Origin of the sequence: Arenibacter lacus (assembly GCF_008711145.1) — a bacterium.
Taxonomy (GTDB): Bacteria; Bacteroidota; Bacteroidia; order Flavobacteriales; family Flavobacteriaceae; genus Arenibacter; species Arenibacter amylolyticus.
This window is the reverse complement of the sequence record NZ_VVIN01000047.1, coordinates 1-16,422: the sequence shown is the minus strand read 5'-3', so window position 1 is coordinate 16,422 and position 16,422 is coordinate 1. Positions and strand designations below refer to the sequence as shown.

Below are 16,422 nucleotides of genomic sequence, written 5' to 3'. Positions count from 1 at the left end.
TTAATACTTTAATTCTGGCTCAGCAGCCACATTCACCGTCTCCATCTCTAAATTCTCCACAGACAACTTACCACTTATTAAACGTGGTAATAATAAATCTCTGGTTTCTTGAAGAATTTGGTTTTTACGAAGAAGTACTTTAATTTCTTCAAAAAATGAGGAAACTATTTTGCTATATTCTTCTAAATATCCGCTTTCTGGTTTTAATAGTTTCAAACGTTCAAATTTACCTTTACTCAAATTAGCCATTGTTGCTCCTGTTGCTGCATAGCTTTCTATTACAGGCTTGAGTCTTAATAAAGAAAAATATAAGAATTCCAAATAATAAGATTCTTTCGGAGTTATTGAATTAATTTGCTGATTCGTTTGGCTTAAAGTTGTTGTGATAGCTAGCTTACCAACGGTCCCTATGCAACTTACACATATTGAATTTTTTTGAACGAATTGACCTTTCTGACTAATAGCTCCTTTTTCAGAAAGACTTTCTTCTGTAGTAGTAAAAAACATTCCTTGCCCCATATCAGGTGTTTTAATAAAAGGGATCGGCCCATCAAAATTGGAGTCATCATCTTTTGGAGGAGTTTTTCCAGTAACTATTTTACCAAAATCTGAAACTCTACAAATAGTCCACCCCTCAGGAATAGAACCTTTGGTTCCGTGAGGAACTTGCTTCCCTGCTTTATCTACAAACTTTGCATCTTCACAACCAGGGAAACGAAAACGCACAAACCACTCTTTGTAGATTTCTTCAGCCATTTCTTCTAATAGCTGAATGCGTTGATTGTTGTTTTCTATTAAATCATCGTATACGGTTAGAATGGAGACTATTTTTTCTTGACGTTTAATATTTGGAAAATCGACCTTTAAATTTGATAAATCAGAACCTCTAATCCCGAAAACGGCTGCCCCTGTAACAATTGAAAGCACATTTCCTCTACCTATTTTCGAGTTAAAATAATAGTTCGCAAAATCAGGATGCAATTTTTGCTTATCTAATCTAACTCGTATTATTGATGATTCAAATACAGTTGGAAATTCCCCTTTATAAATAGTTGTCTTTCCAGATCCTTCATACATTAAAGACCTTCTTCCGAATAGTAAATCATCATATTTAAGTCCAAATCTTTCTAATTCAGAATTACTTAATTCAACTTTCCTCATTTCAACAGAATCCGTAATTGGATTATATCCGAAAAGTTCTTTCATATTTACAATTCTAACTCCTTCATCAGAATCCTTGAATGATTTTGAAAGGCCATTTTTGGAGCTTTTTAAATAATACTGAGAGAATTTCATTGGCTTAAATATTTTTCTAGCTGATTCTTAATTCTTTGTTCAAAATTTGAACTTGATTTATTTAAATTAATTAGATCAGTGGCCATTTTGGCCAATTTAATTTTAAATTCTTCTTCTGAAAGGTCATCTCCTTCGATATCAACTCCTACATAACGGCCAGCATTCAACGAATAATCTTGCTCATCAACATACTCTGTTCTATCGGCCATTTTACATAAACCAACTACATCTTCATATTTGGCTTCAGGGAAACGGGTTTGTAGCCATTTAATATTTGTGTGCCAATAAATAGCTTGTTCAGAAGCTTCTATATATTGTTGTAAGGTTATCTCTAGTTTATTAGCTGCCTTAACCAGATGCTGGTTGCTCCATACTTTATCGGATTTTAACTTTAAGTTTTTGTCAGCAAGTGTATAAAGCTCCAATACTATGGTAACATCTTGTTTTAAGGCTTCAACTTCCTTTTTAGTTCGTGATAGTTGATTAGCTAGTTTTTCAGCTTCGGTTTTTTGAAATGTATTATCTAAAGCTATTTCTTTCGGCTTAATAAAAGTTGGAGCAATACTTTCTTCATCCTTCCCAGATTCTGTAATTTTAAAACTTTCTAATTGGTTAAAGAAACTAGCTTCCGCTAGAGCTTTCTTCTTAGCAGGCGTACGTTTCTCTTCTTTAGTTTCTTTTACATATTCCCTTAAATTCTGAACTAAACTGTTTAATTGTTTTTCAACACTATTATGTTTAGGAGCAATTTCTTCAAATGCTGAATAAGCTTCAGTTAAATAAGAAGCTATTAATTCTAAATAACGTTCGGTTTCACCACGATATAGTCGGATAATAGTTGCGAGGTTTTGTTGATGCTCTGTAGTCCATTCCCTATGTGCTCTATCAATTTGATTAAAAATATTACGCGCATCTAAAAACAGGATTTTGTCTTTGCGGTCGGTGTTTACTTTCTGCTTATCAAAAAACCATAAAGTTGCTGGGAGTGTCACCGTTAAAAACATATTGGTAGGCATGCTCACCATACAATCTACAATGCCAGAATCTACTATCTTCTTACGGATATCGTATTCAGAATGACGTGCATCAGAGGCAGAATTTGGCATAACAAAACCAGCTCTTCCGTTTTCATTTAAAGAAGTTGCAAACAGGGAAATCCATAGATAATTAGCATCAGATATTTTATCGCTTTTACCTTTGCTTTTTGGTAAACCGTATTGATAAAAACGTTTGTCATTTTTAACTGTTGCTTCTTTTACTGACTTAACGTTAAAAGGCGGATTGGCCATTACATAATCGAACTTTCCATAGCTATCATAAGGATCGCTATCGTAAGAGTTGGCTTCGGTTATCTCACCGCGTAGATTATGTACTAATAAGTTCATTTTTGCCAAGCGTACGGTTTCACCCATATATTCTTGCCCGTACACATAAATATCATTCAAATCATGACCTTCGTGAGCTATAAAATCACCTGATTGAACAAACATACCACCTGAACCACAGGCTGGATCAAATACTTTACCTTTAAAAGGTTCTATAACCTCAACAATAAAACGCACAACAGATGTTGGCGTAAAGAACTCCCCTCCTTTTTGCCCTTCACTCATGGCAAATTTACCAAGGAAGTATTCATATATCTTACCAAAAATATCCCCAGAAGCATCTTTAGGAATGTCTGAGAATGTTTTAAGCAAACTAGGAAGAATGTCATTCTTTTTCTTTTCAATATCAAAATAAGCTTCCGTAGGCAGCACATCTTGAAACTTAGCATCTTGGTACTTTTCAATACCTTTCATGGCATCACGCAATGCATCTGCCATTTTTACGTTTCCAGGAAGCTTTAATAAATAATCATAACGTGCATTATCTGGCAAATAAAAACCACATTTAGCTAATGCAATATCCTGAATAGGGCGTTCTATTCTGGTGCCTTTATCTTTTTCATATTCTTTTAGAATCTCTGGTTCGTGCTGACTATATTTATTGTCTGCAAATTTTAGGAAGATTAACCCTAAAACAGGCACCGCATAATCAGAAGCTTTGAGTCCACCGTGGGCACGTAAAGCATTTGCAGACTCCCAGAGTTTAGCTTCTAATTCTTTTAATTGATCGTTTGTCATTTCTATTATTAAAATTGAGTGAAGAGGTCTTCACTTATGTCCTTCATCATTTTGGCCAGCGGCCTTTTTAAAATATCTTTACTTTCTGTATAATTCCCTGTTACAAATCTTTTAATCATATCGTCTGAGGGTGTTTGCCCATAATTACTTTTGAAAAAATCTGCCAACTCTTTCCTCCTAGCCTTATTGTAATACAAAGATTTTAAATAGGTCTCTGCTACAACATCTTTAAATTGATCATATTGTTCCTCTATCCGAAAATGTATTTTATAGTTATCAAGTTTTCTTTGATACTTCAAATCTCCAAGATGAGTGTTTCTTAGCTCTAATAATAGCCTAATTTCTTTCTCATTTTTATTTATGTTCAACAGAAACTTAATAAGACTTCCGGGATCGGCACTATACTTCGCAATATCATCTAAACTATCCACATAAGGATGAATATGGTCATCCAAAATAAATGATTTATCGGATTTGCCCATATTGCAACTGGCACAACAAGGTATGAGATTATAAAAAGACAAGCTTAAGTATGGGTATATTTCCTTGGAGAAAAAATGATCCAAATGAAAGAGCATTTTTGTTCCACTTTTCTGTCTTATAGTAAGGGAATATTGGGTATTACAATAAACACACGATTTGATGTTTAACTTTTCTGATAACCAAAGGGCTTTCTTACTGCTTCTAAAGTTTTTGTAGCGAAAACAATCTTTTAATTCCTTTCCAATTTTATTAAGCTTTTTACCTGAAGCTTCTAAGATTCTTTTTTGGTAACCTTTGGCATCAAATTCTTCTATTATTATTTCTAGCTCTGCAGGTTCGGCTACAATTATTCTATTCAAATTATTTTTTACAAATAAAAAGATCTCTTCATCACGATGACCAACATTTGCAGTGAGCCAATTATCTATTCTATCCTTCACAGAAACGTACTGACTTTTAGAAGTAAGTATTAAATCTGCGAATTCGTTGACCGTTTTTGAGTTAGTTTTAATTGTTATCATTTCGCTTTCTTAATTCATCTTTCAGCTCTTGTACCTGGTTTTCCAAGGCGGTTATCTTATCTTTATTAAGAACGTTATTTCTTAATATTTCCAATTGCTGCTTAATAATTGGCTCGCCAACATTATTAATGATAAAATCAACCTCTTTTAAAACCTCAGGATCTAAGATAGATGCATTACCATTTAAGACTTCAATTACCCACTCAATTTTTTTCTTTGCAAACTCACCAATGGTACCATTGTCCATAAAAAAAGAATCGGAGAGTAACGAGTAAATATTGGCGCCAAAGGTTTGGCTTCGATCAATATTGGACTTAATGGCATTTCCTTTATTATTTCTATCTAAAAATATTACATTCTCTTTCGGAATATCAGAAAGGACAAATGGGCTATGAGTTATAAAGATCAACTGGATATCTTTATTTTTGAAAAGCTTTGACAAAAAATCTATGGCGTTTTTAAAAAAAGTACGTTGCCATTCTGGATGAAGAGAAACCTCACCTTCATCAATCAAAATAATGGCTCGCTCTCCATCCACCCCATATTCATCGCTTTCACTTTTCATTATCTCTTTACTCGCCCAATGAAAACGAGAGTAAAAATTAAGTTGTTTCTGTTGCCCTGAACTAAACTTATTATCATGTTGATAATGGAAAGGAAGGTTATTGCTCAATAGTTCACTCGTTTTCTGAACTACCGTATTAAATAGCTTTTTGTTTTGTTTGGTTGAAGTATTATAACTGGTATGTCTGAACAAGTCAAAATAGCTAGTTTCACGTTCATTCCAAGACTCACTACTATCTTTTACTGCCTGTATTTTTTCTTGCCAATCGCATAATTCAACAAATTCATTCAGATTTTTTTTAAGATCGATAAGCTTTGCCGCTAGGTTTTTATCTATTAATTCCCAGTCTTCAGTTTTAATAAAATTTCTGTAAAAATTATGTGGAAATATATTGTCACTTACCTTTAGAAATATGCTGAAAAAATTCACCCAGAATAATCCTAGAAAATATTCTTTTTTGACATCTGCGGGTATTAGATATTTCCTTGGATCTGCTTCATTGTCAACTTTGTATTGGCTCAATAAATACCACGCAATATATTCTTCTTTAATTGTCTTTAGATCCTTATAGTGTTCAGACTGTTTCTGTTTTGTTTCATTCCCTTCCAATTCGTCTTTCGAATAATAGGGGGTTGCAGTTAAACCATTCTCCGAAACCACATCAATTGAAATAACTAACTCTGTTGGTATAGGATTAATAAATTGAGATATTTCAGAGTAATTTAGGATACAGTCGGCCTCACGTAATTTTTCATTTCTTTCGTGCGATCTTAGTAAATCGGCTTTTTTCCAATCCTTTAATTTAGAGTGAAAAACATCATTCCATGCCAAATAACTAGTGGAAATGTTTCTAATATTATCTCTGCCACTACCCATAGGTAATATTCTAAAATCAAAAACTGGATTATAGTAGATATATTTATTTTTCTCCATTTCATGCCATCTTAAATCTTTCTGATTTTTATCTAAAGGCACGTGCTCATATCTAGAAATCTTATAACCTTTATCTATAATTTCTGATTCATTATTTAGCTGCACATCTTCTTGAATAAAAATATAATTTCCAAGAACTAATATACCTTCACTTGTTATCCACCTAGACAACCCTCCGTTTCCAACATGCGATAAGCTATAATGTATTAATTCGGTAAGATTTGTTTTACCTGAACCATTTTTCCCTACAATGGTAGTAACCCCAATTATATTTGAACCAAAAAAGTCCTTTGGACAGCTTTTATCGAGAGTATTAATCGTTAATACACCATTTTCATAAGAGAAGGTTTGATCTTCTGAATGAATAAAGTTGAAATCAATATTCTTTAGGTTTTTATACTCTTTTATCCATACGTATTTAAGCTCCATAATAATGACTTCAATTGTACTCTTTAATCCTTTTCAATTTGGTATAAGCATTAGCTCAACATAAATTTAACCTTGAAAACTAAATGACCATCTAAATAAAAGATCTTCATCCAGCTCTTGAAAGTTTAGATTTTAACGAAAATTCTAATTACCGGTATCTGGAAAAATGATATAATTACCATTGGGGAAAGGGTCTCTTTATCTATTATTTGCAAGCCTTAAAAATAAAAGCCTGATTTACAACACTTGTGGGTTAATTTCAATTTTAAATCGCACCTATCTCTCTTCTTAACCTCTAAAAATAGAACTTTTATTACTTGAAAAAAAATCTATTAATTATTCTTTGAAAATTGTAAAATTTATTATTCAAAATTACTCCTAACCGGAAGAATTATATGGTATTTTGAAAGTGAATTATAGAAAAATTAAGATACCACACGTAATAAAATATCACTTCATATATTAACTAAAACAAGTTAAGTCACTAACTAATAGCATTGTAAGTAATAATGAACTGCACTAATTAATTTGACTGTTTACATTCCCTAATAATAAAATCCTCATATTTTCAGAAATAGAATTTAAAAAATAACGGGGGCATGTCCCCCCGTTATTTTCCTATTTACATATTTCATGAGATAGTCCCGTAATTTTTTTTAAGATGTTTTAAAATTGAAATTAACAAAGGTATATTTTTCGCCTTTTTTAAATGTCATTTGCGAACCCTCCTTTAAAAGAGCGGTATTCTCAGAAACTTGGTTTTTAATTTCTTCTTCACTTAACTCCGCAACATCTTCATTGAAGAAGATAAGGCTTTCTGCATTTATCCCATCCCAATACCATTTCTGATAAACTGCATCATATTTATCAACACTAACCTCAAAACTTACGAGAATTTTTGTGCCTGACTCTTCTGGGATGTCCTTAAATTTTTCTTTCATAATAATTATAGTTAATGGTTATTTATTTTAATTCTTCTTTATATAGATTTTTCCTATTGATTTATTCTAAGACAATGTTGTACTATTACCAATACAAATATGGGATTCTAGCATTTTATACAAAGCTGAGTTTCTGCTCTAGCGTGTTATATAAACCTTAATACAATGATGGAAACTAATAACAAGACACCTATTCCAATGATTAGTTGTTTTGTTTTTTTTAATTCAATTTTGACATCCTCAAATTCCTTTATGTTATCTTTTATCAACACCTCCACAACATTGGATATCTTTTTCATCTCTTCATTAAATGAATGAAAATTCTTGTCTATTGCTGCTGTGGTATCCCTTTTAATACTTTCTTGAAAGGCGATTACTGTTTTTTTAGAAGATGCCAATTGGTTTTCAAAATCCTTCACTTGCTTGGCAAGGGTCTCTTGAAGCTCACATAACTGATTATGATTGTCCTTATTATTCTTTTTTAGGGTATTATGATGCTGTGCAATCTCTTCATCAAAACTCTTTTTAATCGATATCATTGTTGCATCGAATTTAGAAATAACCTGATCCAATGCTTCTTCCTTCTTAGAATAATCTTTTGAAAGATTTTCTTTAAACGCATTCAATGATTTTGAAAGTTCTGCGGTTGCCTCAATAGTTTTTTTGGCATTTTTTGTATTGCTATCCGTTAAATCATTAATAGACTTAATCTGCTCTAACTGTGAAATCAAAGATTCAAATTCTTTTTGTAAGGCTATAGATTGTTCCATTATGCTTTAAGTTTTTTTAGAAGTCGGTTTAATTGGAAATTGGTTCTATTAGTTATTATTTCTAAGGATAATTCTTCTAACATGGGTCTAACAGATGAATTAAAATCCAATACTTTGGTATTAAATATTTCAATCAATTCAAGGACGCTTTCCCATGAATCGATCCTTAGCATAAGTTTAAAACCATTTTGATATAATTCTTTTGCTTGTATTACCAAAGGTTTCTCTTGAGCACTATGCAGAGTATCCTCTTCTTTTAGCTCTAAAGCAAACAAACTAAATGCGGTAAGTAAATCTATACTGGCATTCTCTTTCATATTTATTCGTAAATTGTCGCATGCTCCTCGCAGGTGTTTTGCATTATCTATTTGACCTCCTAATCCATCTGGCGGATTGTCTATAAAACCGATATATTTTTTCACAATAGCGCAATTTGCTTTTCGGCCATTGTCTGTATCAGCTGGCAAATAATCTGCTCTTGCATATTTAGAGGTAAAATATCGAATCATTCGGTCACGGAATTCGCGTTCGCCCACTTCTAAATATACTTCGCACAATTGTTGCATGTAATTAATTGAACGTTCCCGTTTCTTAGCAACTTCGCTTTCAATAAATTTAATCAGCGTGTACATAATTCCGGTAAGGATGTTGTCCCTACCTTTACGCTTGGCTTTAGCTAACCACCTTTTTGTAGTTTCAATACCTAAATACCTTCTTAGGTACGATTCAAAATTAGACATATATTCTTCTTCCGTTTTTGCTTTAAAACGGACTTCAATTGCTCGATCGCTATAATCTATAACATAATCGTCTATTATACCTAAAAGATTCAGTCTATAAATTGCCCTTTGGGTATCTGCCACATTTCTTATCCTATGGTAGTTGCTTTTGATGTATAAAATAGTGTCAGGATTTAAAACCAATTTATCTGGGCCTTGAAGGTTTTCTTGTTGCTTAGCGCTTTTATATTTAGTATATAAGTTTTCCACAAACTCCTCTGAATCAGATGTAAAGCTATAGGCAGCCGTAACAATTTTATCTTTGAACATTTTATATCCTTGACTCTGGATAACTTCTGAAATCTTTGAAACAACATCATTATTAAAACCAATTAATAAAGTGTGCTTATCTGATTTATTCTTTTCTATCAAGGTTTTAATACCATCCGCTTTCTTTGTATTAAACCACTTTAAATATTGTCCATCGGGACATAATTCTTTGAGCGTTTTTCTAGAAAAAGCTAAAATCTCTTTTGCCTTCCTTTCTTCAAAGTTTCGAGTGGCATTATCATAGCTTCTAAGATTTCGTTCTAAGTCCAGAAGTCCTATTGTAATTCTTTCGTTTTCATCCTTACTCCACTTGCCGTTTATATAAACGTATCTATCGTTGTATAAAGCAACCGACCTTACTTCATCATATTTGTCTTTGATTTTTGATCCAAGGAATTTTACAAAAAATTCGTCTTCATATTGAACTTCTTCAAGTAGTTCATCAATTATTTCTTTTTCCCGTTTCTCTCCCCTAAAACCATTCCTGAAGAATTCTATGTTCATTTCAGCATCTGTTGGATGGTAAAGAATGGTGCATAAAGAGGGCTGCCTATCTCGGCCTGCTCTCCCGGCTTCTTGATAAAAACTTTCTACCGAATTTGGAAAGCTATAGTGTACAGTAAATCTAATATTTGGTTTATCTATACCCATTCCAAAAGCCTTTGTAGCCAACATGAGGTTAGACTTATTTCTTAAGAAGTCATTCTGATTTTCTAAAGATTCATCGGCTGCCTTTTCCACTTTTTTATTGCTGATACTTTCATCATTACCACTTCCAAAAAAAGTAGAAATATTTAAAAATGGTAAACTGTCCAAACCTTTAAATTCGTTTCTATTTCCATTTTTAAGATGAAGCACGCCGCTTGCTAATTTGTCGGATTTAGAAGGACAAAATATCACTCCTGCATTTTTATACCTCCCATTTACATCTCCATAAAAATCACCATTTGTACCTATTAAGCCATATTGAGCTTCCAATTGGCTTATAGCATTGGGCATGTCTTCTAAAAATTGATGTAAAACAGGGTATTTCACATGAGCTAGTTGCCTTTCTCTCTCATGAAATATTAAGTTCCTCTCCACTTTTAAATCTATAGGTAAAATTTTAAAAGTCAACTCTTTACGATCTATAGCTTCTGCAGGTAGCGTTACAATGGCATCATCATTAAGTCTTAATTCCCTTTGCACATCTGCCAACACATCAAAGGAAGCGGTTGCAGTTAATCCAAAAAAGGAAAGATCTTGATTTTTGGTTGGGCAATGTCTTTTTAAGTTTTCTGCTAAATTTAGATAAACATGTCTAAAGTCGTGCCCCCATTCAGATACGCAGTGCGCCTCATCTATAACCGCATAGCTAAAGTATACCCCAGTATTTTTGCTGGCAGCAAGGGTAGTTCTAAAATTCTGCATCTGAAAACGTTCTGGGGAAACAAACACCACTAACATTTTGCCTTTTTGCAGATTGCGCAATTTATTTTCCCTAGAATTTTTATCGTCAAAAGAGTTAATAAAGTTAACATTGGTAATTCCGTTTGCCATTAGCTTATCATACTGGTCTTTCATTAGTGAATTAATGGGATCCACTACAACTGTAACTCCAGGATGAAGAAGCGCACAAATTTGAAATGTCAACGATTTACCACCTCCCGTAGGCAAAAGCCCTATAACGTCTTTACCCGGTAATGCCCTATTGATAATGGCTTCTTGCCCGGGCCTAAATGCAGATATTCTAAATATGTTTTGTAATATAAAGAGTAATGCTTCTTTTTGCATTGGGGAATGATAATCAAACCTTTGGGTTTGCACCATTCCTTTGGCACCTTCAATTTCTTCTTCAACTAAGGTGCCTAAAGAGGTATATTTTATACGTCTATCAAATAAAAAAGTAAAAGGCAATTGATTATTTTCTTCATAATGATTACTTATAAAGATATTATCCCCGTCCTCATTTATACAGTTAATGGTAACTACATTATTCAAAGAATTTTCTCCAATAAGTGTAATAGGAGTTTCTTTATCATTAATTAAACTGTTAAGCGCAAAAAAAAGTTGATTTAAATCTTCATGTAGAAGGTCTGTTTCTTCTTTGGATATTCCTTTAATTAGGAATTGGGTAGGCTTTGGGTTTGCCAAAAGACAAAATAGCATGGTTTTTTGTAGCTGAGCAAATAGCGCACTCTTTTTGTAATATTGATATAAATTGGTATAAAAACTGCCAAATCTAACCGTATCTTCTTCAGATAAAACCGATAAGGTCTCTAAGAATTGATTGAGTGTTATTGGATCTAAATCTTCAATGGTGATTGGGCCTGCACTAACCAGAGGATTAGCCATATTAAATTTAGAAAACTCCTCTCCAAAATAGCGCGCCAATAAATAAGAGCTTACGCGTAAAGATGCTCTAGTATGATCTCCTCTATTAAGTAAATTCCATGCCACCTTGTACAACGGCGGTACGCTGTCCCTATCTATATAATTTGGACCGTTATGAACTGTAAAACCACTTAGTTTACGGGATAACTCCTTTAGAACTTTTGGCTCTACAAGCCCTGTAATAAACTGATTAACTTCTTCGGTGTAATATAATGCTCTTAAACTAAACATTGGTCATTGGTTATTTTGGCCTGATTGCCCTAATGCTCATTATTTAAATCATTAAATTTATTTTTCTTTTTCTTATTTTAAAAGGAAACTATACTTTGATGAAACATTTGTTAAATATTTCATCAAAGTATTTCAAAGACTCTAAGGTTTTCCCATGAACTACTTATAGCCTTTAAAAGTACTGTTATTTAGGAATGGAGTTTACTCCACAACTAGCTAGATGGTTTATTCTATTATTCATAAGTGAATTTCTGCCCATCTAGCGCACTTTCTCCGTCAAAGCTATATGCCACAAGATATCCATCCTTTGCTACACTATAATCTAGACAGCAAATATTATCTTTAAAGAGTGACGGCTGACCTTCTGTTAACCAATAGTGCCCAAAGAAAACAGGTTTGTCCCCTTTTTCATAATAATCTGTATCCTTTAAATCGTTTACATCAATCGGTATATTTGGTAGCCCTTCATAAGCATGGACGCTAATTTCCTCATAAGTCATTTGCGATGGATCTTCCCACCACCTAATCCTCGTCTCCCTTCGCTCGTTACCATCCTTATCTTTAAAGAAAAGTTTTCCGGGTAATGGAATTTCCTTTCCTTTTAAGGTGTTTTCAATAGCATTGTATAATTCTGTGCCTTTCTTTACAGATTCACGGAGTAAATCATCGTTTAGTTTATTGTTATTTAAATGTTGCTTTAGGTAGGCTATGCTTTTATAATCCCAACAGGCGTGTACTGCTCTAAAGGTATCGGTTTCGTAGAATAGCGGTAGCGTTTTAAACCACTCCAAGTACATTTTAAATTCTTCCTCCCTATTTTTAAACTGGTCTATTGTTGCTTGGAGCTGACCTTTATTTTTTTCCGAATGTTCCCTTAAATATTTACCATCAGAATCTTGCGCATAAAAACACAGCGCATTGTATTCGTGGTTCCCTATTAACGCAATGGCGCTCCCATGGTCTACCATTTGCTTTACAATTTCTAAGGTTCCCCTGATTTTTGGCCCTCTATCAATATAGTCCCCAACAAATAAAACTTTCCTGTTAGGGTGGGCATAATGGTTGTCTTTTTTAGCATAACCTAGCTTTTCGAGCAACTCTTCAAGTTCGTCGGCGTATCCGTGTATATCGCCAATTAAATCTATCATTAATTGTTTATTTTATTTATAAAAATTCTACAGGTTGTTATTATAATATTATCCCCTAATGTTAGTTAAGTCCTCTAAATCTCTATAAAAATAAGGCTGTTGAAAAATTGAACACCAATCTCGCTTAATAGCAATACCTTCCTATTCTATAATTTCTATGAACACTAATTTTAAAATCTTAGAGGATGTTCTTTACACCTAATTCAGTAAACATTACCTTACAAACTTAAAAGAATATTCCATATTTTTTCTTTATATTTGAAATATTATTACGAATCACGCTAAGTGATAGCAACCTGCCCAAACAGGCGAAGGTGTTAAAACAATGAGCCTAACCAAAAGGAAAAATATGTTTATAACCCATTTTTTTAACAGAAACTAGCGTTGCGTGCTTTTGATAACACAAAAGGACAAGGAAACTGGTGTTCAAAATTAAAATGATTGTATAAAGGAACAGCGCATTAAAGGGTGAGCAGCACTGTTAGAGTAGCTAAGCCAATACCGGTGGATTTGGTATCTAAGAACCTATTATTTAAACTAAAACAAACTATGACAACACTTACCATTGGAAAAATCTTACACCACTACCAAGAACACTTAACAGACTATGAAATTGAAAAAGTAAGGGAAATACAAAGAAAACCAACCCCCTTTGCTACCCAGGTCAAAAATTTACGGTTGGCCCTATTTGGGGAAGAATATGATTTTATGGGAGATTCCGGGGCAGATTCTAAAGACAGGTCAAAAGGAATAAGCCCCATGTCCCAGGAATACACAGACCGCGTTAATAAAAAAAGGGAAACTTTTGGGGTGAGTCCGCTAGGAGAGGCCGGATATGCACAGGACAACTCTTCCCTTCTGTTTTGTGAAGAGGTGGTACGGCACACCAAAAACTACAAGGAGCTTTTAGAGCTTAAGAGAAGAAACGCCAAACAGATTGTGTTTGTAGATATGGATAATGTTTTGGTGAATTTTCAGTCCGGAATCGATCGTATTTCAGAGGAAGACAAAGCAACATATGAAGGAAATTTGGACGATGTACCTGGTATTTTCGCTTTAATGGATCCCTATGAAGGTGCCATTGAAGGTTTTAAGTGGCTAAGCAAGAATTTTGACACCTATATTCTATCCACCGCTCCTTGGGACAACCCTTCTGCCTGGACGGACAAATTGCTCTGGGTGAAACAACATTTGTCTAAAGCTGCCTACAAAAGATTAATCCTATCGCACAACAAACATTTAGCAAAAGGCGATTTCCTTATTGATGACCGTACGGCAAACGGCGCCGGAAAGTTTGCTGGCAAGCATATTCACTTTGGGGCAGAAGGGAAAGGGTTTGAGGATTGGAAAGCGGTAATCGCTTACATGAAGAATTTGGCTTAAAATTATAGGAGAAATTAAAATCGAACTAAAAAAATGTTTTACTCTAAACCGAACTGATGTGGCCTTAAAACTCCATAGGATTGAAAATCTATTGGTAAAAAAGAAAAGCAATTCTACCCTAGTTAAAATAATGGTGGAATATGCCACCTTAAAACAACAATTGGAGAACGCTCCTAGTCAGTCTTGGTATTTTAAACAGGCAGTAGCTTCAAATACGCAGCGGTTGGAAACCTTAACGGAAGATTTTGAAGTTATAAGAGAGCTATTTAACAACGTACCCATAGATTTATTTATCCATAAAATCAATGAAAACAATTCGATCAGAGCACGTTATAAAGGAAAAGGCATGAATGCGGTACTCTATATGGTCTGTACTGCATTAGGTAAGGAGAATGAATTCTTGTCGGAACTGGTTCGGTTGAAGAGTAAAACAAAAACCTTAATGCCATTGGTCTATTATTTGCAGCAGCCAGAAGAGTTTTTAAAATTTATCGACTAAATTATTGTTCAACAAACAAACCTAATATAAAATGGCGATTCAATATCACGACCAAAACGCAACCATAAACCCAAGGTATTATGACTTTTAAAGCACTTATACTAAACACTGCCTGGCCAAGTATTTCATCCAAATTTTCAGAAATCTATCCAGAGGGAAAGAAAAATATGAAGGGCTATGAACTAGTATTTGAAAAATTAAAAACATTGGAGCCAGTAAAGACGGATACGTGGTTAGTTATAGAATCGGTAACCCATGGTTATAACAACTATGTTGATGTTGCTGGACTATGTAAGTATCCTAAAACAGAAGAAGAAAAATACGCACAGGGAATAGAATTCACCCCTTGGGCTGAATGGTTGGGAATGGAAATCAGTAAAGAAGGTTTAGCAGCTTATTCGACCCAGGAAATAATTGTCCATTGTTTGTATGAAATGACCTATGTAGGCTTTTCCGAAGAGGACATTCAAAAAGCACTTAACAGGCCCAAAAAAAATAGAGAAGACCGAAAGCCTATGACAGAGGAAGAACAAGATAAGATTAGGACTTCTATTGAAGATTTTTTAAATGAAGGGGAAGAAGAAGATTAACAACAACATAACTTAAACTAATAAAAATGTAATATGTGGAAAACAACAACAAAACTATCACTTTAGGTGGTGTCCCCAACCCTTTGAACAATACAGTAGTGATTGTAGTGGGTGGTGTGGCTGCGGATAAACCAAGTATTCTAGGTGACTCATTGGACTTAAATGGGATAACTATCAGTTCAGATAAGGCGTATGCTTTAGCTATGCAATCAAACAAAGCAAGAGCCGAATTGATGGACCGATGGGGTCTGGAAATCAATAAAGTAGATATGTCCAATCCCGAGGAAGTGGATGATATGTATTATAAAATCGATCGGGTGGCACATCCATCGGCATGGACTCCAAAAGAGTTAAGCTCATGGCTAAATCGAAATAAGCCTGAAATAAAGCCGAATCTAATTTATTTAGATGCAGTCGATGAAAGTATAGACTTCTTTAACCTCGCACATGCAATAAAGGGATATGGGTATGATAAGAAGGACATCCACGTAGTATGGATAGCCGAGAGCTTGGACACGGTTAAGAGTAGAAAATTAGATAGTAAAGGTAGACCCACTACTGCTGCTGTGATATCTCAAACACATTGGTTCATAACTAGATTGATGAAAAATTTATTAACTGATCCCTCCTATGAATCTAAATATATGGACGGTGATATTTGGATGGTAATGGAGAATGATCGCATTATCCAATTAAAGGAGTCCGGAAGTCCGGTTAATAAAAATAAGTTAACCAAGGAGGTAATGGACATGTTTGAACAATCTCCAGATCATATCTCATCAGATTTTAACACCAATAAAAAGAAAAAGTCAAAAAAGCAATTTAATAGGGAAATACGAGAGAGGCATCTTAGGAATCAAAAGCAAAGTGATATTGATGCTCTTTGGGACACTATCGAAAAACGGTATTTTTGAAAAATAACAGGGTTTTCAATTGACAACCCATAAGTAGCACAGTGTTCTAGTAGGTTTTAAACACTGTCTAGACCTCCGCCAAAAACGATCCAATTTCTTAGAAAGGAGCAATAATTATAGAATTCTTAATTTAGGATAACCCTAAACTAAGAAAATGACGTACTCTATTACTAT

General features: G+C 33.9%; 12 protein-coding genes and 1 riboswitch. Of the genes, 4 read left to right on the top strand and 8 right to left on the bottom strand.

From position 1 onward, the window contains the following. The 8 genes from F1E73_RS12820 to F1E73_RS12785 all read right to left on the bottom strand — a co-directional run bounded on the left by F1E73_RS12820 (nt 1) and on the right by F1E73_RS12785 (nt 12,862). On the bottom strand, nt 1-1,296 hold the full coding sequence (locus tag F1E73_RS12820; RefSeq protein ID WP_150452111.1) for a restriction endonuclease subunit S: 1,296 nt from the start codon (nt 1,294-1,296) through the stop codon (nt 1-3). After that, nucleotides 1,293-3,419 carry an N-6 DNA methylase gene (locus tag F1E73_RS12815; RefSeq protein WP_150452110.1) on the bottom strand — a complete coding sequence of 709 codons (2,127 nt, stop codon included), beginning with the start codon at nt 3,417-3,419 and terminating at the stop codon, nt 1,293-1,295. Before F1E73_RS12815 ends, F1E73_RS12820 begins: the two co-directional genes overlap by 4 nt. Before the next feature lie 8 nt (nt 3,420-3,427). Beyond that, nucleotides 3,428-4,342, bottom strand: coding sequence for an HNH endonuclease family protein (locus tag F1E73_RS12810; RefSeq protein WP_150452109.1), 915 nt, complete (start codon nt 4,340-4,342; stop codon nt 3,428-3,430). Between the two features lie 67 nt (nt 4,343-4,409). Further along, nucleotides 4,410-6,350, bottom strand: coding sequence for an AAA family ATPase (locus tag F1E73_RS12805; protein ID WP_150452108.1), 1,941 nt, complete (start codon nt 6,348-6,350; stop codon nt 4,410-4,412). Between the two features lie 656 nt (nt 6,351-7,006). Then, complete coding sequence (locus F1E73_RS12800; RefSeq protein WP_150452107.1) at nt 7,007-7,291, bottom strand: hypothetical protein; 285 nt, start codon at nt 7,289-7,291, stop codon at nt 7,007-7,009. Nucleotides 7,292-7,437: 146 nt separating this feature from the next. Next, nucleotides 7,438-8,061 carry a hypothetical protein gene (locus F1E73_RS12795; protein WP_150452106.1) on the bottom strand — a complete coding sequence of 208 codons (624 nt, stop codon included), beginning with the start codon at nt 8,059-8,061 and terminating at the stop codon, nt 7,438-7,440. After that, nucleotides 8,061-11,714, bottom strand: a complete 3,654-nt coding sequence (locus tag F1E73_RS12790; protein ID WP_150452105.1) for a DEAD/DEAH box helicase — start codon at nt 11,712-11,714, stop codon at nt 8,061-8,063. Before F1E73_RS12790 ends, F1E73_RS12795 begins: the two co-directional genes overlap by 1 nt. Nucleotides 11,715-11,947: 233 nt before the next feature. Next, nucleotides 11,948-12,862, bottom strand: coding sequence for a metallophosphoesterase (locus F1E73_RS12785; protein ID WP_150452104.1), 915 nt, complete (start codon nt 12,860-12,862; stop codon nt 11,948-11,950). 261 nt (nt 12,863-13,123) lie between these two features. Then, nucleotides 13,124-13,221, top strand: a riboswitch (SAM-I-IV-variant riboswitch). A 190-nt stretch (nt 13,222-13,411) separates the two neighbouring features. On the opposite strand from F1E73_RS12785, the gene F1E73_RS17905 reads away from it, so the two are divergent. From F1E73_RS17905 to F1E73_RS12765, 4 genes are all read left to right on the top strand, one after another. Then, nucleotides 13,412-14,245 (top strand): 5' nucleotidase, NT5C type, encoded by an 834-nt coding sequence (locus F1E73_RS17905; RefSeq protein ID WP_223883427.1) that lies wholly within the window; start codon nt 13,412-13,414, stop codon nt 14,243-14,245. Nucleotides 14,246-14,303: 58 nt separating this feature from the next. After that, complete coding sequence (locus tag F1E73_RS12775; protein ID WP_150452103.1) at nt 14,304-14,744, top strand: hypothetical protein; 441 nt, start codon at nt 14,304-14,306, stop codon at nt 14,742-14,744. Between the two features lie 80 nt (nt 14,745-14,824). Continuing rightward, a complete protein-coding gene (locus tag F1E73_RS12770; protein ID WP_150452102.1) occupies nt 14,825-15,334 on the top strand; it encodes a DUF6557 family protein in 510 nt (169 codons plus the stop codon). Nucleotides 15,335-15,369: 35 nt separating this feature from the next. After that, a complete protein-coding gene (locus tag F1E73_RS12765; protein WP_150452101.1) occupies nt 15,370-16,248 on the top strand; it encodes a hypothetical protein in 879 nt (292 codons plus the stop codon). Nucleotides 16,249-16,422 lie beyond the last annotated feature (174 nt).